Consider the following 19442-nt stretch of genomic DNA (forward strand, 5'->3'; position numbering starts at 1 on the left):
GGCTGGAGGTAAGGCGTTAAGGCTTGGGCGCGGTGGACGGCTTCAGGTCCAGCGGTGCGCCGGCCGCCGCGGGGGCGCTGGCGTCCGCGCGCGGCGACAGCACCGCGCGCACGCGGCCCGACGTATTGCCGGCCGTGGTGTTGTTGTCGCCGCCGGTGGCCGTGTAGTACTCGTTGCGGCTGTCGTAGGTAATCACCGCGCCGCGGATCTCGTCGATGATCTTCGCGCCGACGCCGGACACGCGCGCCGCGCGGGCATGACCGATCAGCTTGTTGATCTCGGACTTGCCGTCGTATTCGATGCGGTCGCCCCAACCGTCGATGTACTCGTCCACGCCGTCGCGCTTCTGGCGGATATACGCCTGATGGCCGGGCTTGGACGTGGCGATGGCGTACTGGTAGCCCTCGGGGTCGGTGCGCAGCTCGGCCGCGTCGGACTTCAGCACCATGGTGCCCTTGGTCAGCACCACGTTGCCGGTGAGGGTGTAGATCTGCTTGACGTCATCGTAGCTGGCGTTGTCGGCCTCCAGCACCAGCGGCTTGCCCTGGTCGGCGCGTTCGGCAAAGACCGGCGCGGCCAGCGTCAGGCAGAGAGCGGCGATGGTCGCCAGCAGGGCGGGCGCGAGGCGGCGACAGGGCGATGTCGTCAGGGATGCAGTCATGTTTGGCGAGTGGTGAGATAAAGACGGCGGCCAGGATGCGCCGGAGCGCTTGCGTCCCCCGGGGTCACTGGGTCCTGGCCTGCCCCTGCGGCGAATTCATGATGATGGTGCCGCGTACGTTACCCAGCAATTGTACTTCGCGGGTGACATTGTTGAAGATCATGCCGTTGGCCGTCATGACCGAAGGGCCGCGCGTCAGCTGCACCGCCTTGTCGGTCTTGACGATATCGTCATTGACCAGTAACTGGAAGTATTGCGATGCCGCGGTCATGCGCGGATCCTTGGACGGGTCGACACCGGCCTGCCGGACCACGAACGCATTGCCGTAGAGATCGATGATCGAGCCTTCGGCGTTCATGGTGCCACGCTCCGAATTGGCGGTGACCGGCGGGCGGTCCGGCTCGTACGAGCGCATGGCCGGGGTGGTCACCTCGTAGGTCTGGTCGTCCTCGAAATGCACCATTTTCACGCCCGTGAAGCGCAGCTTGGTGGTGCCGTCCTCGGCCAGTTCGGTGGCCGAGAAACGCTCCATCCAGTAGTCGGGCTCGTGGCGCTTGACACGCGACTGCTCGTCGGCCTCGCGCGGCGAGTTCAGCTGCACCAGCCAGAACGTGCTGCCGGCGACGATGGCCATCAGCAGCAGCGGCAGCAGCCGCATGATCAGGCCGGTGAGTCTGGACAGGAAGTCCGGCATCGTTCAGATGACCTTGGCGCGCGTCAGGTCATGGATATGGAGCGCGCCCACCAGGCGGCCGTCGCCATCGACGACCAGCAGCTGGTTGATGCGGTTCGTTTCCATGATCTGCACGGCTTCCACGGCAAGCTGGTCTTGGTGGACCGTGCGCGGATTGTGGTGCATGACGTCGCCGATCGGCACGGTCTTCCAGTCGCGCGGGGTCTCCAGCAGGCGGCGCAGGTCGCCGTCGGTGAACACGCCCACGGCACGGCCGTCGGGGTCCACCACGGCGGTCATGGCCATTCCCTTGCGGGTGATTTCCATCAGGGCCTGGGCCAGCGGCGTGCTTTCGCGTACCTCCGGCACGGCGTTGCCGCTGCGCATGACGTCGCGGACGTGGGTCAGCAGCTTGCGGCCCAGCGCGCCGCCAGGATGGGAGCGGGCGAAGTCTTCCTCGCCGAAGCCGCGGGCATCGAGCACGGCCACGGCCAGTGCGTCGCCCAGGGCCAGCGCGGCCGTGGTGCTGGCCGTGGGGGCCAGGTTCAGCGGGCAGGCTTCCTGTGCCACGGCGCCGTCCAGATGGGCGTCGGACAGCTTGGCCAGGTTCGATTCGGGGTTGCCGGTGATCGAGATCAGGCCAGCGCCAATCCGTTTGACGATCGGGACGATCGACAGCAGCTCGGCCGTTTCACCGGAATTCGAGAAGGCGATCAGCACGTCGTCGCGCGTGATCATGCCAAGGTCGCCATGGCTGGCCTCGGCCGGATGGACGAAGAACGACGGCGTACCCGTGGACGCCAGCGTGGCGGCCACCTTGCGGCCGATATGGCCGGATTTGCCGATCCCGGAGACCACCACGCGGCCCGTGCAGCCGAGAATCATCTCGACGGCCCGGGTAAAGGCGGGGGTCAGGCGGCCGGCCAGCGCCGAAACGGCGTCGGCCTCGATCTGTAGGGTGTGGCGAGCGAGCTCGAGTGCTCGATTCGCATCGAAATTGGCTATCATGGCGCTGGAGTATACCAACGAATGCGATGGCGTCTGGCCCGGCAATCCGCCCGGCAGCCGAGACGACCGCCGCGCTTGCCGTCTTTTGCCGGCGGGGTGCAGATGCCGGCTCAGGCGCGTGCCCGGCCGGCGTTTTTGAAGCCTGCCGAATGCATTCTCCGCTGGAACTGACCCTCGTGCTGCTGGCCGCCGCTGTTTTTGGCGTCGTGGCCTTCCGCATGCTGCAACTGCCGCCCATGCTGGGCTACCTGGCGGTTGGCATCCTGATCGGCCCCCACGCGCTGGGGCTGGCTAGCGATACGGGCCAGACCAAGTACCTGGCGGAATTCGGCGTCGTCTTCCTGATGTTCTCGATCGGCCTGGAGTTCAGCCTGAGCAAGCTGCGCGCCATGAAGCGGCTGGTGTTCGGGCTGGGCGGGTCGCAGGTGATGCTGTCGCTGCTGGCCGTGCTGCCGGCCAGCTGGCTGTTCAGCTGGGCGTTCCCGCTGACCTGGCAGGCGTCGGTGGCGCTGGGCGGCGCGCTGGCCATGTCGTCGACGGCCATCGTCGTGAAGATGCTGTCCGAGCGGATGGAACTGGAAAGCGAGCACGGCCGCAACATCATCAGCGTGCTGCTGTTCCAGGATCTGGCCGTGGTGCCGCTGCTGATCATCATCCCGGCGCTGTCGCGCGATCCAGGCGACCTGGCCTGGGCGCTGGGGCTGGCCACCGTCAAGATCGTCGTGGCCCTGGGGCTGATCTTCTTTGTCGGGCAGCAGCTGATGAGCCGCTGGTTCCACATCGTGGCGGCGCGCCGGTCGCAGGAACTGTTCATGCTGAACCTGCTGCTGGTCACGCTGGGCATGGCCGCGCTGACCGAACGGCTGGGCCTGTCGATGGCGCTGGGCGCGTTCATGGCCGGCATGCTGATCTCCGAGACCCCGTACCGCCACCAGGTGGAAGAAGACATCAAGCCGTTCCGCGATGTGCTGCTGGGGCTGTTCTTCGTCACCATCGGCATGTTGCTCAACGTGCGCGTGGTGTTCGACCATATCTGGCTGGTGCTGGGCCTGCTGGTGGTGCCGATCCTGTTCAAGCTGGTGCTGATCACCGGCCTGGCGCGGCTGTTCGGGTCGCGGCAGGGCGTGGCCATCCGTACCGGCCTGGGGCTGGCGCAGGCCGGTGAGTTCGGCTTCGTGCTGCTGAACCAGATCGACGGCATGGGGCTGGTGGACCCGGTGCTGATCCAGGTGATCCTGGCGTCGATGCTGCTGTCGATGCTGGCGGCGCCGTTCCTGATCCAGTACAGCGACGCTATCGTGCTGCGCTTTGCCGCCAACGAGTGGCTGATGCAGTCGCTGAACATGACCCGCATCGCGGCCCAGAGCCTGCAGACCGAAAAGCACGCCATCATCTGTGGCTACGGCCGCAGCGGGCAAAACCTGGCCCACATGCTGGAGCGCGAGGGCATTACCTATGTGGCGCTGGATCTCGACCCCGACCGCGTGCGCGAGGCCGCCGCGGCCGGCGATACCGTGGTCTATGGCGATGCCGGGCGGCGCGAATCGCTGACCGCCGCCGGTATTCACCGGGCCGCGCTGGTGGTGATTACCTACGCCAATACGGCGTCGGCGGTGAAGGTGCTGCACCACGTGCAGGAACTGGCACCCGCGATGCCGGTGATCGTGCGGACCGTGGACGATTCGGAACTCGATACGCTGCAGAAGGCCGGGGCCACCGAGGTGGTGCCGGAAATCATCGAGGGCAGCCTGATGCTGGCGTCGCACGCGCTGGTGCTGCTGGGCGTGCCGATGCGCCGCGTGGTGCGCGGCGTGCAGCAGGCGCGCGATGCGCGCTACAGCCTGCTGCGCGGCTATTTCCACGGCCGCGACGACGAGGAAGACATGGTGGAGCGCGATACCGTGCGGCTGCATTCGGTATCGCTCGGGCCCGAACATACGGCGGTGGGGCGGCGCCTGGGCACGCTGGGGCTGGAACGCATCGGCGTGGAGGTCACGGCGGTGCGCCGGCGCGGCATCCGGGCCTTCGATCCCCAGCCCGAGACCGTGCTGGAGCCGGGCGACATCATCGTGCTGCGCGGCACGCCGGAGGCGCTGGAGTCGGCGGAAGATCGGCTGGTGCGGCAGTAGGATGCAGGCTCGGCCCGGAATTGCCCTGACGGAGGACCGATCAGGCGGTGCGGGTTTGCCTGCGGTCGTCGCCGGCAGCCGGACGGCGGCCCCCGTCGCCCACCCACGAGGCGGGTAGATCACTCAGCACCGCCCGGGCCTCGAGTGAGTGAATCGGCACACTGGTATCGGCGGGAATGCGGCCCTTGTTCTGCAGCAACAAGTAACGCATGCAGCACACACGCAGGAACGAGGCGAAGTTGGCGGACAGCGACGCCTCGCCGCGATGCTCGGCAAGCTCGTCGTGCAGGCGCGCCAGCAGCTGGTTGACGCTCATGCCGTCGCGCTGCGCCAGTTCTTCCAGGACTTCCCAGAACAGGGTTTCCAGCCGGATGCTGGTCGCCACGCCGTGCAGGCGCAGCGACCGCGACTGGGTCTGATACGAATCCGGATTGGCCCGGATGAAGATCTCACACATGCAAACTCCCGTGCGCCGCGGCCGGGCTGGCCGCGTTCGGAAGCCTCTACTCTACGATCCGCGTTCCCAGCACGGCAAGAAACTGCGCCAGCCAGGCCGGATGTGCCGGCCACGCCGGGGCCGTCACCAGATTGCCATCGGTATGGGCCTGGTCAACGGGGATGTCGGCGTACTTGCCGCCCGCCAGGCGCACTTCGGGCGCGCAGGCCGGATAGGCGGAACAGGTGCGGCCTTCCAGCACATCGGCGGCGGCCAGCAGCTGGGCGCCATGGCAGACCGCCGCGATCGGCTTGTTGGCCTGGGCGAAGTGACGCACGATCTCGATCACGCGGTCGTTCAGGCGCAGGTATTCGGGCGCGCGGCCGCCCGGGATCACCAGCGCGTCGTAGCTGGCCGGGTTCACGTCGGCAAACGTGGCATTGAGCGTGAAATTGTGACCGCGCTTCTCGGTGTAGGTCTGGTCGCCCTCGAAGTCATGGATGGCGGTGGCGCAGGCGTCACCGGCCTTTTTGTCGGGGCAGACCGCGTGGACCGTGTGGCCCACCATCTGCAGTGCCTGGAACGGCACCATGGTCTCGTAGTCCTCGGCGAAATCGCCGACCAGCATCAGAATCTTCTTTGCCATAGCTGTCTCCTGTATGGTTACGGGTTGCGGACGCCCAAGCAGCCGGGCCATTGTGCGGCGGCAAGGCGGGGCGCGGGTGGTAGCCCGTTACCGCATGAACTCTTTCCAGACAGATTCCCCATGGCAGATCCCATCATTCAGTCCCCCGATCTCGGCGATATCACCGGCTACCTGCGTGACCGCATCCGCACCGTGCCAGACTGGCCGCAGCCCGGCGTCCAGTTTCGCGACATCACCCCGCTGCTGCAGAACCCCAAGACGCTGCGCGTGCTGATCGACGTGTTCGTGCACCGCTACATGGACCAGCAACTGGACCTCGTGGCCGGCATCGACGCACGCGGCTTCATCCTGGGCTCGATCATCGCGTACGAGCTGAATCTGGGCTTCGTGCCGATCCGCAAGAAGGGCAAGCTGCCGTTCCAGACCGTGGCCGAGGAGTACGAGCTGGAATACGGCAGCGCCACCGTGGAAATCCACGCCGATGCCTGCAAGCCCGGCGACCGCGTGCTGCTGATCGACGACCTGATCGCCACGGGCGGCACCATGATGGCCGGCCGCAAGCTGCTGGAACGCCTGGGCGCCACCGTGGTGGAGGGTGCGGCGATCGTCGATCTGCCCGAGCTGGGCGGGTCGAAGGTGCTGCACGGCAGCGGCCTGCCGCTGTTCACGGTCTGCAAGTTCGAGGGCCACTGACGCGGACGCAACGCTTCACCGGACGTCAGGCCCCGTCCAATTGCCCCGTGTGACGGCGGGGCGCATAATGCCCCCTTGATAACAACGCGATGACCGGGCGGCACGCCTCCTGCCACCCGCCGGCACCGGTCACAAGGGACGCACAATGGGCGTACTGCTTCATCTTCTCTCCGGTGTGGCGCTCCTGGTCTGGGGCACCAACATCGTCAAGGTCGGCATCCTGCGCGTGTACGGCGCCAATCTGCGCCATGTGCTTTCCGCCAGCGTGTCGAACCGCTTCAAGGCATTCGCTGCCGGCCTGGGCGTGACCGGGCTGGTGCAGAGCAGCAATGCCACCGCCGTCATCGTCAGTTCGTTCGTGGGCCAGGGCCTGATCGCCGTGGCTCCGGCGCTGGCCATCATGCTGGGCGCCAACGTGGGCACCGCCGTGATGGTGCAGGTGTTCTCGCTCGACCTGTCGTGGCTGTCGCCGCTGCTGATCTTTGTCGGCGTGATCCTGCACCTGAGCTGGAAGGGCAGCAAGGCCGGCCACGTGGGCCGGGTGCTGATCGGGCTGGGCCTGATCACGCTGGCGCTGGAGCTGATTTCGATCGCCACGCGCCCCGTGGTGCAGGCCGCCGGCGTCAAGGTGCTGTTCAGCACGCTGACCGGCGACGCGGCGCTGGACATGCTGATCGGCGCCTTCCTGACCATCCTCTGCTATTCGAGCCTGGCCGTGGTGCTGTTCTGCGGCGCGCTGGCCTCGGCCGGTGTGGTGTCGATCCACGTGGCGCTGGCGCTGGTGCTGGGCGCCAATCTGGGGTCCGGCATCTCGGCGTTGCTGACCACGTCGGGCAACAACCAGCCCGGCAAGCGCGTGACGCTGGGTAACCTGCTGTCGCGCCTGCTGGGATGCGTGATCGCACTGCCGCTGCTGACCCAGGCCGAGGAACTGTTGGCCCATTTCGATACCGACCCGCAACGGCTGATCGTCAATTTCCACCTGCTGTTCAATGTGGCGCTGGCCGTGGTGCTGCTGGGGGCTACGGCGCCGCTGGCCCGCCTGTGCGAAGCCATCCTGCCCGGCCGCAACACCGGCGACAGCCAGGTGACGCCGCGCCACCTGGACCCTGCCGCGCTGTCTACGCCCACGCTGGCGCTGTCCAACGCCGCCCGCGAGGTGCTGCGCATCGGCGACCGCGTGGAGCAGATGCTCGACAACCTGCTGCGCGTGCTGCGCACCAACGACCTGAAGCTGGCCAACGCCACGTGCCGCATCGACAACGAGGTGGACGACCTGTACACCGCGATCAAGCTCTACCTGACCCAGATCAGCACCGAGGCGCTGGACGAGCGCGATGGCCAGCGCTGGACGGAAATCATCTCGCTGACCATCAACCTGGAGCATGCGGGGGATCTGATCGAGCGTGTCATCGTCGATGCCCGGGAGAAGAAGATCGCGCACAACCTGTCGTTCTCGGAGGCCGGCATGCAGGAAATCGCCGAGATGCACGCGCGCGTGGTGGGCAACCTGCGGCTGGGTTTGTCGGTGTTCCTGACCGGCGATATCCGCAGCGCGCAGCAGCTGATGGCCGAGAAGGCCAACTTCCGGGAACTGGAACGCAAGTACGCGCGCTCGCATCTGCAGCGCGTGGCGATCCAGACCGTCGAAAGTATTGAAACGAGTTCGCTGCACCTGGACGTGATCAGCGAAATGAAGCGGCTCAACTCGCTGTTCTGCGCCACGGCCTATCCGGTGCTGGAGCAGGCCGGGCTGATGAACCGCAGCCGCATGAAGGAAGACGCGCCGGACAAGCTCGGCGACGTGGCGGAGGCGCGCTAGACAGATAGCCGCAGGGACGCTTGATTTTCACCCCTCTCCCGCTTGTGGGAGAGGGGTGAAAAACGTCCGCCGCCCACTACTTGCGCTTCAGCAGCGGCGCCAGGTACTTGCCGGTAAAGCTCGCCTTGCTGGCCGCCACGGTCTCGGGCGTGCCCTTGGCAATCACCTCGCCGCCGCCCGCACCGCCTTCGGGCCCCATGTCGATCAGCCAGTCGGCCGTCTTGATGACGTCGAGGTTGTGCTCGATGATCACCACCGTATTGCCATGGTCGCGCAGCTTCTGGATGACCGCGAGCAGCAGCTCGATGTCGTGGAAGTGCAGGCCCGTGGTCGGCTCGTCGAGGATATACAGCGTGCGGCCCGTGTCGCGCTTGGACAGCTCCAGCGACAGCTTCACCCGCTGCGCCTCGCCGCCGGACAGCGTCGTAGCCGATTGTCCAAGCCGGATATAGCCCAGGCCCACGTCCAGCAGCGTCTGCAGCTTGCGGCGCACCACGGGCACGGCGCTGAAGAACTCGTGCGCCTGCTCCACGGTCAGGTCCAGCACCTCTGAAATGTTCCTGCCCTTGTACAGCACCTCAAGCGTCTCGCGGTTGTAGCGCTGGCCGTGGCAGACATCGCACGGCACGTAGACGTCCGGCAGGAAGTGCATCTCCACCTTGATCACGCCGTCGCCCTGGCACGACTCGCAGCGGCCGCCCTTGACGTTGAACGAGAACCGGCCCGGATCGTAGCCACGTTCCTTGGCCGCCGGCACGCCGGCAAACAGTTCGCGGATCGGCGTGAACAGGCCCGTGTAGGTGGCCGGGTTCGACCGCGGCGTGCGGCCAATCGGGCTCTGGTCGACGTTGATGACCTTGTCGAAGTTCTCCAGCCCCTCGATCTGGTCGTGCGGCGCCGGCTCGGCCGTCGATCCGTACAGGTGGCGCGCCACGGCGTTGTAGAGCGTGTCGTTGATCAGCGTGGACTTGCCCGAGCCCGACACCCCGGTCACGCAGGTCAGCAGGCCCACCGGGATCTCGGCCGACACGTTGCGCAGGTTGTTGCCCGTGGCGTTGACGATGCGCAGCAGCCGCTCGTCGTCCGGCGCGGCGCGTTTCTTCGGCACCTCGATGCTGCGCTGGCCCGACAGGTACTGGCCCGTCAGCGACGCCGGCGACTGCTCGATCTGCGCGGGCGTGCCTTCGGCCACGATCATGCCGCCATGCACGCCGGCGCCGGGGCCGATGTCGACCACGTAGTCGCAGGCCCGGATCATGTCCTCGTCGTGCTCCACCACCAGCACGGAGTTGCCGATGTCGCGCAGGTGCTTGAGCGTGCCGATCAGGCGATCGTTGTCGCGCTGGTGCAGGCCGATGGACGGCTCGTCCAGCACGTACATCACGCCAGTCAGGCCCGAGCCGATCTGCGACGCCAGGCGGATACGCTGCGCCTCGCCGCCGGACAGCGTGTCGGCGCTGCGCTCCAGCGACAGGTAGTCGAGCCCCACGTTGTTCAGGAAGTTCAGCCGCGCCGAGATTTCCTTGACGATCTTGTCGGCGATCTCGCGCTTGGCGCCGTGCAGGTTCAGCGTCAGGAACCACGTCAGCGCGTCGCGCAGCGGCAGGCCGTTGATCTCGTAGATGGCACGCGCCTGTTCGTCCTCGCCGATTTTCACATGGCGGGCCTCGGTGCGCAGCCGCGTGCCCTGGCAGACCGGACAGGCCTGGTTGTTCTGGTACTTGGCCAGTTCCTCGCGCACGGCCACCGAATCGGTTTCGCGATAGCGGCGCTCCAGGTTCGGAATGATCCCCTCGAACGCATGCGAGCGCACCGTGGTGCGGCCGCGCTCGTTGATGTACGTGAACGGGATTTCCTGCTCGCCGGAGCCGTGCAGCACCACCTGCTGCACTTCGGCGGGCAGGTCTTCAAACGCGGTCTCGGTATCGAAATCGTAGAACGCCGCCAGGCTCTGCAGCATCTGGAAGTAGAACTGGTTGCGGCGGTCCCAGCCCTTGATGGCGCCCGACGCCAGCGACAGGTTCGGGAATGCCACCACGCGCTTGGGGTCGAAAAACGTGATCTGGCCCAGGCCGTCGCAGCTCGGACAGGCGCCCATCGGGTTGTTGAACGAGAACAGGCGCGGTTCCAGTTCCTGCAGCGAGTACGAGCAGATCGGGCACGCAAAGCGCGAGCTGAACATATGCTCGCGGCCGGTATCCATTTCCAGCGCGAGGGCGCGGCCGTCGGCCAGGCGCAGCGCGGTCTCGAACGATTCGGCCAGGCGCTGCTTGATGTCGGCGCGTACCTTCACACGGTCCACCACCACGTCGATCGAGTGCTTTTCGGTCTTCTTGAGCTTCGGCAGGCTGTCCACCTCGTAGACCTTCGCCTCGGCCTCGTGGGCCGTGCCGCCGCCCGAGCGGATGCGGAAGCGCACGAAGCCCTGCGCCTGCATCGAATCGAACAGGTCGGAATGCTCGCCCTTGCGGTCGGACACCACGGGCGCCAGGATCATCAGCCTGGTGTCTTCGGGCAGTGCCAGGGCGGCATCCACCATCTGCGACACGCTCTGGGCCTGCAGCGCGATGTTGTGGTCGGGGCAGTAGGGCGTGCCGGCGCGGGCGTAGAGCAGGCGCAGGTAGTCGTGGATCTCGGTGACCGTGCCGACCGTGGAACGCGGGTTGTGGCTGGTGGCCTTCTGCTCGATGGAGATCGCGGGCGACAGCCCTTCGATCAGGTCGACATCGGGCTTTTCCATCAGCTGCAGGAACTGGCGGGCATAGGCGGACAGCGATTCCACGTACCGGCGCTGGCCTTCGGCGTAGAGCGTGTCGAACGCCAGCGAGGACTTGCCGGAGCCGGACAGGCCCGTGATCACCACGAGCTTGTTGCGCGGCAGGTCCAGGTTGATGTTCTTCAGGTTGTGGGTACGCGCCCCACGGATCTTGATTTCTTCCATATACCGTTCGTTCGCCCGGTGGGCGACCTGCGGAGAGCAGGTCGGTCCCGCGGAAATTCGATGTGCCTGGCCAGATGCCTGGGCGCCCCGGACAAGGGCGCCAGCCTGCCGCTTCACGCACATTTCACGCCTGGCCGAGGCCGGACGTGATGGAACAAGCGCGAGAAACAAACCTGCTAATATACCGAACTTCGGTTTCCGGGGTTACCCGGCGCCAAACGGGCTGAAGACGGCAACGTGCCGGCGGCGCCGCGAGCATCGCGGCAGCGTCTGTTGCATGGATGTCTGCGATGCCAGACAAGGCAACGCCCGGGCAACTTCCGGGCGCCAGCGCGTGTCGAAGCTGCCAGGCTGACCGAGCCAGCGACCGAGCCAGAATTCCACCTACGACCGCAATGCCGTCGATCCCCCCTTCCTCACCCAGTCTTTCCAACGAGCCCACCCGCGCCGAACCCGTGCGCGACCGCATGACCCGCGGCGAACTGCACGCCAGCCTGTCGCTGGCCAGCATTTTTGCCCTGCGCATGCTTGGCCTGTTCCTGATCCTGCCCGTCTTCGCCGAATACGCGCGTACGCTGCCCGATGGGCACGACGCCCAGCGTGTGGGCGTGGCCATGGGCATCTATGGCCTCATGCAGGCCTTCCTGCATATCCCGCTGGGCTGGCTGTCCGACCGCGTGGGCCGCAAGCCGGTGATGGTGGCCGGCCTGGTGCTGTTCGTGGCCGGCGCGCTGGTTGCCGCCTTTTCCGACACGCTGACCGGCATCACCGCCGGCCGCGCGCTGCAGGGCATGGGTGCGATCTCGGCGGCCATTACCGCCTGCATCGCCGACCTGACGCGCGAGCGGCATCGTACAAAAGCCATGGCGATGGTCGGCGGCAGCATCGGCCTGACGTTTGCGCTGTCGCTGGTGATTGCCTCGCCGCTGCTGCACAGCATCGGCATGTCCGGCATCTTCGGGCTGATGGGGGTGCTGGGAGCCCTGGCCATCGGCGTGACCCTGTTCGTGGTGCCCAACCCGCCGCCGCCCCATCCGGTGCAGATGCCGTTCCGCAAGGTGCTGCTCAATGCCGACCTGATCCGCCTGAATGTGGGCGTGCTGGCGCTGCATGCGAGCCAGGTGGCGATGTTCATGGTGGTGCCGACGATGCTCAGCAGCGCCGGCATGCCGCTGGACCAGCACTGGAAGGTGTACCTGCCCGTGGTGCTGGTGTCGTTCCTGCTGATGCTGGGGCCGATGATGGCCGCCGAGCGCTACGGCAAGGTGCGCCCGGTGCTGCTGGCGTCGGTGGCGCTGATGACCGCCGTGCAACTGCTGTTTGCCACCGTCCACGGGCTGTGGTCGATCGTTGGCGTGCTGCTGCTGTTCTTCGTGGCGTTCAACGTGCTGGAGGCCATGCAGCCGTCGCTGGTGTCGCGCTACGCGGCCGCCAGTCGGGGCGCCGCACTGGGCGTTTACAACACCACGCAGTCGCTGGGCCTGGCCCTGGGCGGCGTGGCGGGCGGCTGGCTGCTCCAGCACGAAGGCCGTCCGGCGGTGTTCGTGGCCTGCGCGGCCGTGCTGCTGCTCTGGCTTATAATCGCCTGGAGCATGAAGGCGCCGCCGGCACGCAGCAAGGATGGCGCCCCGGCAGTGGCGGCTTAGACACACTTTTTCACCTATCCGCAAAAGCCCGACACGCTTTTTCCCGGTATCGGCGGTAGCATTCGACACGCGTCTGACGGAGTGTTCCGAAGGGCGCGTGATGTCGTTTACGGTCGTCCGATAGGTGGCCCATGCCGGTTACCGGTCTCGGGCCCGAATATTTCTTGCGAATCTCGCACTACGTTTAACGCCGCGCTGAAAGGGCGCGGTCCTTGGAGAACTTCTACATGGCATCGGTCAACAAAGTCATTCTCGTCGGCAACCTGGGCGCCGACCCTGAAACCCGCTACATGCCCAGCGGCGACGCCGTGACCAACATCCGGCTCGCGACGACCGACCGCTACAAGGACAAGCAGAGTAACGAGTTCAAGGAAGCGACGGAATGGCACCGCATCGCCTTCTTCGGCAAGCTGGCTGAGATCGCCGGCCAGTACCTGAAGAAAGGTTCGTCGGTCTACATCGAAGGCCGCATCCGCACCCGCAAGTGGCAGGACCAGTCGGGCCAGGACAAGTACAGCACCGAAATCGTGGCTGACCAGATGCAGATGCTGGGCGCCCGCCAGGGCGGCGGTGGCGGCGAAGAAGGCGGCTACGGCGGTGGTGCTGGCGGCGGTGGTGGCTATAGCCGCGAATCGCAAGGCGGTGGCGGCGGTGGCGGTGGCTACGGCGGTGGCCGCGGCCAGGGCGGCGGCGGTGCCGGCCAGCAAGGCGGCCAGCAGGGCGGCCAGCGTCGTCAGCAGCAAGCCCCGTCGAACGGCTTCGAGGACATGGACGACGATATTCCGTTCTGATCTCGCCTAAGCCTTATCAAGAAAAACCCCGCCTCATTGGCGGGGTTTTTTGTTTGGGCCGAGCGCCTGGGTGGGGCTTGTAGAGCTTATTACGCCGTTGAAGTAACCGTTGCGACGGCCTACGATGCCTCGCATGGACACCCTTCATCCTTCCGCCGACTGGCGGCTCCTGGTCATCAGCCTGCCGACGTCGGCAGCCACCGCCCGCATGCGGTTCTGGCGCGCGATCAAGGCGCTGGGTGGGGCGGCGTTGCGCGATGGCGTCTATCTGGTGCCGAATCGGGCCGAGTTGCTGCAGCCGCTGCAGGCGATTGCCGACGACGCGGCGGATCAGGATGGCAAGGTCTGGCTGCTGTCCGTGCTGGCCACGCCGGAGCAGCAGGCCGACTACCGGCGATTGTTCGATCGCACCGCCGAATACGCGGACTGGACGACGGAACTGGCGGGCGGCCGCGAGGCCATTGCCGCCCTTGGCGAGGCCGAGCTGTTACGCGTGGCGCGCCGGCTCGGACGCGGCTATGACGCGATCCGGAAGATCGACTTTTTCCCCGCCGAGGCGGCATCGATTGCCGAGGCAAAGTGGCGCGATTTCAATGCCGCCGTGGATGCGGCGCTGTCTCCCGGCGAGCCGCACGGCGTCTCGGGTGCCATCGCCCGGCGCGATCCGGCGCAGTACCAGGGGCGCTGCTGGGCTACGCGCCGGCATCTCTGGGTAGACCGCGTCGCGTGCGCCTGGCTGATCCAGCGCTTTATCGATCCCCACGCCAGGTTCCTGTGGCTCGATGACGTGCGGCAGTGCCCGGACGATGCACTGGGATTCGACTTCGACGGCGCGACGTTCACACATATCGGCGACCGCGTGTCGTTCGAGGTGCTGATGGCGAGCTTCGGGCTGGACGAGGACAAGGGGCTGTCGAAGCTGGCGCAACTGGTTCATGTGCTCGATGTCGGTGGCGCGCCCGTGGCGGAGGCCAGCGGCTTCGAGGCCGTGCTGACCGGGGCGCGCACCCGCATGCCGGACGACGACGCGTTGCTACGGGACATGAGCCCGGTACTGGATTCCCTTTACACGCACTACGGCAGCGCGAGCCGCCGCAAGCGGTAGCGCCGGAGGGCATTGCACATGCATCCGCAAGACACGCCTCCCACGGGGGACATCGGGCAGGATGGCGCCCGCTACAGCCTCTGGCAACTGGTCTTCTACATGCTGCGCCTGGGCACGCTGGGCTTTGGCGGCCCCGTGGCGCTGGCCGGCTACATGCATCGCGACCTGGTCGAGCGCAGGCAATGGATCACCGATGGGGACTACAAGGAAGGCATTGCGCTGGCGCAACTGGCGCCCGGCCCGATGGCCGCGCAACTCGCCATCTATCTGGGGTACGTGCACTACCACATCGTCGGCGCCACGCTGGTGGGCGTCGCCTTTGTCCTGCCGTCGTTCCTGATGGTGCTGGCGCTGGGCTGGGCCTATACGAAGTTCGGCGGCCTGACGTGGATGCAGTCGGTGTTCTACGGCGTGGGCGCGGCGGTGATCGGCATCATCACGCTCAGCGCGTACAAGCTGACCAACAAGAGCGTGGGCCGGGACCCATTGCTGTGGGGCATCTATCTTGTGCTGGCGGCGGTCACGGTCATCACCGAATCGGAAATCGCCTGGCTGTTCCTGGCCGCCGGGCTGCTGGTCTGGTTCTGGCGCGCGCCGCCGAAGTGGCTGCGCGAGCGGGGCGTCAACGCCCTCGCCGCCACGCAGTTGCCGATGGTCGGCGGGTTCGCCAGCAGCCTGGACTGGCCGCTGCACGTGCAGATCGGCGTGTTCTTTGCCAAGGCCGGGGCGTTTGTGTTCGGCTCGGGGCTGGCCATCGTGCCGTTCCTGTACGGCGGCGTGGTGACCGAGCATCACTGGCTGAACGACAAGCAGTTTGTCGATGCCGTGGCGGTTGCCATGATCACGCCCGGGCCCGTGGTGATTACCGTGGGTTTCATCGGCTATCTGGTCGCCGGCCTGCCCGGTGCGGTGGTGGCCGCGCTGGCCACCTTCCTGCCTTGCTATCTGTTTACCGTCATCCCGGCGCCGTACTTCAAGAAGTACGGCAAGCGGCCGGCCATCGTCGCATTCGTGGATGGCGTGACGGCGGCGGCCGTGGGCGCCATCACGGGGGCCGTGATCGTGCTGGCCAGACGGTCGTTGATCGATGTCCCGACGGTTGCGCTGGCCGTGGCCACGGTGCTCCTGCTCTGGCGATTCAAGACACTGCCAGAGCCGGTGATCGTGCTCGGCGCGGCCATCGTCGGGCTGATCGTCTATCCGTTGCTGCGCGGCTGATGTCAGCCGGCGTTGGCGGATGTTCAGGAGCCAATCATGAAATGGATTACGCGAGAGTTCCCGAAGATCGACCGGATTGCCTGTCCGTGGCTGGTCGCCCGGTTTATCGATCCGTCGCCCGAGTTCCTCTATGTACCCGCTGGCGACGTGCTGGCCGAAGCGCGGCGCAGCGGGGCGATTCCCTACGACATCCCCGGCGTCGAGCTGTCGCATGAGGGAGAACTGTGCAGCTTCGACGCCTTCCTGAAGAAATACGGCCTGGACGACCCCTCGCTCGACCAGCTTGCCGCCATCGTCCGGGGGGCCGACACGTCGCGGCTGGACCTCACCCGGGAATCGGGCGGGTTGTACGCGATATCGCTGGGCCTGTCGAAAACCTTCGCCGACGACCACGACATGTTGCGGCAAGGCATGGTGATGTACGACGCCCTGTACGCCTGGTGCAAGCACTGCCAGGCCGAGACGCACAACTGGCCACCGGCGATGCCCGCTTGATCGGAACCCGGCGGAGCAGGGTGGCAGACCTGGCCGTTTCGCCAGAGACGGCCCGTTATCGGCACCGCAAGTGCCTTTCAGGTATCAATTAGATGGAGGATGACATCGGGCGCGGCGGCGATCACGGCCTGCCGCGCCGTGCGTCCCTGTAGAATGTCGGCCTGTTGGTTGGCCACCCGGCGCTGCCCATCGGTCAACCCGGTTGGCCAGGACGCCAAGTGGCCGATTGTTCACGCGTTCAGCGACCTCTGCGGATCGACTTGCCGAATCGGCTTGATTCCGCGCCCAATTCCCGATTTTTGCACCATGCCGGCGGACAACCCGGCGCGGCGGGGCAATTGTGCGCGGTGGCGGGCCGCTGCCTGGACGTGAGCGCCAGTTGCGCCAACGGGCGCGAATGGTGCCAATGGCGGCGATCCTGCCATCGGCGTGGCGGCGCGTGTTGCCGCACCCTTCATCTCTCCTCGACATCATGAAAAAAATAGCAGCCGTTCTCCTGATCTCCGGTCTTTCGTTGCTGGCCGCCTGCGGCAAGAGCGACCCGACGCCGGCGGCAAAGCCTGCCAGCGCCAGCACCAGCATCGTGGTGGGCCTGGACGACAACTTCCCGCCGATGGGCTTCCGCGACGCCAACAACCAGCTGGTTGGCTTCGACATCGACATGGCCAAGGAAGCGGCGCAGCGGCTCGGCATGACGGTGGATTTCAAGCCGATCGACTGGAGCGCCAAGGAAGCCGAGCTGAACGGCAAGCGTGTGGACGTGCTGTGGAACGGCCTGACGATCACCGAGGACCGCAAGAAGAACATCAGCTTTACCGCGCCGTACATGACGAACCACCAGATCGTCATCGTGACCGCCAAGTCGCCGATCCAGACCAAGGCTGACCTGGCCGGCCGCATCGTCGGCGCCCAGGACGGCAGCAGCGCCGTCGACGCCATCAAGAAAGAGGCGACCGTGGCTGCCAGCCTGAAGGAACTGAAGTCGTTTGGCGACAATGTGACGGCGCTGATGGACCTGTCGGCAGGCCGCCTCGACGCCGTGGTGGTGGACGAAGTGGTGGGCCGCTACCTGGCCAGCAAGCGCGCCGGCGAATATCGCATCCTGACCGAGAACTTCGGCACCGAAGACTACGGCGTGGGCGTGCGCAAGGACGATGGCGAGCTGCTGGACAAGCTGAACAAGACCCTGGCTTCGATGAAGCAGGACGGCACCGCCGCGCGCATCGCCACCCAGTGGTTCGGCGCGGACATCACCAAGTAAGGACAGCCACCTCGCAGGCTGCACAGGGTTCGGTAGACATGGCAATTTGCACCGGCCCTGTTGCACCTGCGTCGTAACGTTTCAGTTTCAGCATGGACTACGTTCTTTCTCTCCTGCCGCCGATGATGGAAGGGGCCAAGGTCACCTTGACCCTGTTCGCCATCACGCTGGCGCTGTCGGTGCCCCTGGGCCTGGCGCTGGCCCTGCTGCGGATCTCGGCGTGGGCGCCGGTCAGTGGCCTGGTGAATGGCTATATCTGGCTGATGCGCGGCACGCCGCTGATGCTGCAGATGCTTTTCATCTACTTCGCGCTGCCGTTCGTGCCCTATGTCGGCATCCGGCTGCCGGACTTTCCCGCCGCCGTGGTCGCGTTCGCGCTGAACTACGCAGCGTACTTCGCCGAGATCTTCCGGGCCGGCATCCAGTCGGTGGAGCGTGGCCAGTACGAGGCCAGCAAGACGCTGGGCCTGAGCTACTTCCAGACCATGCGCCGGATCGTGCTGCCCCAGATGATTGGCCGCGTGCTGCCCCCGGTGAGCAACGAGACCATCACGCTGGTCAAGGACACCTCGCTGATCTACGTGCTGGCGCTCAATGACATCCTGCGCACGGCGCGCAGCATCGTGCAGCGCGATTTCACGACAACCCCGTTCCTGGTGGCCGCACTGTTTTACCTGGTGATGACGCTGGTTCTGACGTGGCTCCTCCAACGCCTCGAAAAACGCTATGCAAGATACGATCAATGAGAATGCCGGCGTGCGCGAGCGGCCATTGATGGTGTCGGCCCGCGACATTCACAAGTCCTTCGGCGCGCTGGATGTGCTGAAGGGCGTGTCGCTGTCCCTGCGCAAGGGCGACGTGACCGCCGTGATCGGCCCGTCGGGCTCGGGCAAGAGCACGCTGCTGCGGTGCATGAACCATCTGGAACTGATCGACCGGGGCACGCTGGAAATTGAAGGCGAAGCGCTGGCGACGACCGACGCCACCGGCGTGCACTACGCCAAGGGTGCCGACCTGCGTCGTATTTGCGCCAGGATGGGCATGGTGTTCCAGTCGTTCAACCTGTTTCCGCACCTGACCGTGCTGCAGAACCTGATCGAGGCGCCGATGACCGTCAAGGGCATGTCCCGTGACCGCGTCGTGCCGCTGGCCGAAGACCTGCTGCGCAAGGTGGGCCTGTTCGACAAGCGCGACAGCTATCCGTCGCGCTTGTCGGGCGGCCAGAAGCAGCGCGTGGCCATTGCCCGTGCGCTGGCCATGGAGCCGGACATCATGCTGTTCGACGAGCCCACTTCGGCGCTTGACCCCGAACTGACCGGCGAAGTCCTGCGGACCATGCGCCAGCTGGCCGACGAGCACATGACGATGCTGGTGGTCACGCACGAAATGGGTTTCGCGCGCGAGGTGGCCAACCATGTGGTCTTCATGGATGGCGGCAAGGTGGTCGAGGAGGGCCCGCCGGCGCAGCTGTTCGGGGCGCCTGTCCAGGCGCGGACGCGGGAATTCCTGACCCGCGTGTTCTAAGGCGCGCTCACCCCACGCGGCTGGCACGCCAGGCGCGTGTCCTTTTGTCGCGTTTGTATCAAAGCTGTTGCAGGTAGAATGCGCGCCGCGGCACACGATTCCCGTGTGCCGTCCGTGATTGCAGGTGCCGACGGGTATTTCGTCGGTTAAACGGGAAACAGGTGCGCCGCCGATCGTCGAGAACATCGCGGCAATGCTTGTGCTGCCCCCGCAACGGTAAGCAGGTTGGGAACTGTCAGGCCGATCCTCTGGATCGGCGGTCACTGCGCCAGCAGCAAGCGGCGTGGGAAGGCGACGGCATCCCGGGCGCGTGAGCGCCGCCCTGCAAGCCCGGATACCGGCCTGTTGTCATCATCGAACTCCATTTGTCCGGGCGGGGTCGTCCGGCTTTAC

The 19442-nt window shown here is 66.2% G+C and carries 17 protein-coding genes and 1 riboswitch; of the genes, 11 read left to right on the forward strand and 6 right to left on the reverse strand.

Annotated features, from left to right (window positions below; translation table 11 throughout):
- Positions 1-16: 16 nt before the first annotated feature.
- The 3 genes from lptA to CYJ10_RS02670 form a co-directional block, all read right to left on the reverse strand.
- Positions 17-661 (reverse strand): lipopolysaccharide transport periplasmic protein LptA, encoded by a 645-nt coding sequence (gene lptA, locus CYJ10_RS02660; protein ID WP_101679998.1) that lies wholly within the window; start codon positions 659-661, stop codon positions 17-19.
- A gap of 64 nt (positions 662-725) precedes the next feature.
- Positions 726-1355 carry an LPS export ABC transporter periplasmic protein LptC gene (lptC, locus tag CYJ10_RS02665; protein WP_101679999.1) on the reverse strand — a complete coding sequence of 210 codons (630 nt, stop codon included), beginning with the start codon at positions 1353-1355 and terminating at the stop codon, positions 726-728.
- Between the two features lie 3 nt (positions 1356-1358).
- Positions 1359-2342, reverse strand: a complete 984-nt coding sequence (locus tag CYJ10_RS02670) for a KpsF/GutQ family sugar-phosphate isomerase (protein ID WP_101680392.1) — start codon at positions 2340-2342, stop codon at positions 1359-1361.
- A 149-nt stretch (positions 2343-2491) separates the two neighbouring features.
- Here CYJ10_RS02670 and CYJ10_RS02675 point away from each other — a divergent pair, with 149 nt between their 5' ends.
- Positions 2492-4471, forward strand: a complete 1980-nt coding sequence (locus CYJ10_RS02675; RefSeq protein WP_101680000.1) for a monovalent cation:proton antiporter family protein — start codon at positions 2492-2494, stop codon at positions 4469-4471.
- A gap of 40 nt (positions 4472-4511) precedes the next feature.
- Here the strand turns inward: CYJ10_RS02675 and CYJ10_RS02680 are convergent, their stop codons facing one another.
- Positions 4512-4928 carry a ribbon-helix-helix domain-containing protein gene (locus CYJ10_RS02680; protein ID WP_101680001.1) on the reverse strand — a complete coding sequence of 139 codons (417 nt, stop codon included), beginning with the start codon at positions 4926-4928 and terminating at the stop codon, positions 4512-4514.
- A gap of 46 nt (positions 4929-4974) precedes the next feature.
- Positions 4975-5553, reverse strand: coding sequence for a DJ-1/PfpI family protein (locus CYJ10_RS02685; RefSeq protein WP_101680002.1), 579 nt, complete (start codon positions 5551-5553; stop codon positions 4975-4977).
- 120 nt (positions 5554-5673) lie between these two features.
- Between CYJ10_RS02685 and CYJ10_RS02690 the strand changes: the two genes are divergently transcribed.
- Together CYJ10_RS02690 and CYJ10_RS02695 are read left to right on the forward strand one after the other, a co-directional pair.
- Positions 5674-6246 (forward strand): adenine phosphoribosyltransferase, encoded by a 573-nt coding sequence (locus CYJ10_RS02690; RefSeq protein ID WP_101680003.1) that lies wholly within the window; start codon positions 5674-5676, stop codon positions 6244-6246.
- 145 nt (positions 6247-6391) lie between these two features.
- A complete protein-coding gene (locus CYJ10_RS02695; RefSeq protein WP_101680004.1) occupies positions 6392-8068 on the forward strand; it encodes a Na/Pi cotransporter family protein in 1677 nt (558 codons plus the stop codon).
- 76 nt (positions 8069-8144) lie between these two features.
- On the opposite strand, the gene uvrA is transcribed toward CYJ10_RS02695, so the two are convergent.
- The gene (uvrA, locus tag CYJ10_RS02700; RefSeq protein WP_101680005.1) at positions 8145-11009 is read right to left on the reverse strand and encodes an excinuclease ABC subunit UvrA; all 2865 of its coding nucleotides are present in this window, start codon (positions 11007-11009) and stop codon (positions 8145-8147) included.
- A 395-nt stretch (positions 11010-11404) separates the two neighbouring features.
- Here uvrA and CYJ10_RS02705 point away from each other — a divergent pair, with 395 nt between their 5' ends.
- From CYJ10_RS02705 to CYJ10_RS02740, 8 genes are all read left to right on the forward strand, one after another.
- Positions 11405-12655 (forward strand): MFS transporter, encoded by a 1251-nt coding sequence (locus CYJ10_RS02705; RefSeq protein ID WP_101680006.1) that lies wholly within the window; start codon positions 11405-11407, stop codon positions 12653-12655.
- Between the two features lie 227 nt (positions 12656-12882).
- Positions 12883-13446, forward strand: coding sequence for a single-stranded DNA-binding protein (locus tag CYJ10_RS02710; protein WP_101680007.1), 564 nt, complete (start codon positions 12883-12885; stop codon positions 13444-13446).
- Positions 13447-13579: 133 nt separating this feature from the next.
- The gene (locus tag CYJ10_RS02715; RefSeq protein WP_374703213.1) at positions 13580-14551 is read left to right on the forward strand and encodes a chromate resistance protein ChrB domain-containing protein; all 972 of its coding nucleotides are present in this window, start codon (positions 13580-13582) and stop codon (positions 14549-14551) included.
- An 18-nt stretch (positions 14552-14569) separates the two neighbouring features.
- Positions 14570-15769 (forward strand): chromate transporter, encoded by a 1200-nt coding sequence (locus CYJ10_RS02720; RefSeq protein WP_101680008.1) that lies wholly within the window; start codon positions 14570-14572, stop codon positions 15767-15769.
- Between the two features lie 36 nt (positions 15770-15805).
- Positions 15806-16264, forward strand: a complete 459-nt coding sequence (locus tag CYJ10_RS02725) for a chromate resistance protein ChrB domain-containing protein (protein ID WP_101680009.1) — start codon at positions 15806-15808, stop codon at positions 16262-16264.
- A gap of 472 nt (positions 16265-16736) precedes the next feature.
- Positions 16737-17525: an amino acid ABC transporter substrate-binding protein gene (locus tag CYJ10_RS02730; protein WP_101680394.1), complete on the forward strand. Its 789-nt coding sequence runs from the start codon at positions 16737-16739 to the stop codon at positions 17523-17525.
- A gap of 92 nt (positions 17526-17617) precedes the next feature.
- Complete coding sequence (locus tag CYJ10_RS02735) at positions 17618-18271, forward strand: amino acid ABC transporter permease (protein WP_101680010.1); 654 nt, start codon at positions 17618-17620, stop codon at positions 18269-18271.
- A gap of 28 nt (positions 18272-18299) precedes the next feature.
- A complete protein-coding gene (locus CYJ10_RS02740) occupies positions 18300-19049 on the forward strand; it encodes an amino acid ABC transporter ATP-binding protein (protein WP_101680395.1) in 750 nt (249 codons plus the stop codon).
- Positions 19050-19154: 105 nt separating this feature from the next.
- Positions 19155-19409, forward strand: a riboswitch (cobalamin riboswitch).
- Positions 19410-19442 lie beyond the last annotated feature (33 nt).

Source organism: Cupriavidus pauculus (assembly GCF_002858765.1).
In the GTDB taxonomy this organism is placed as follows: Bacteria; Pseudomonadota; Gammaproteobacteria; order Burkholderiales; family Burkholderiaceae; genus Cupriavidus; species Cupriavidus pauculus_B.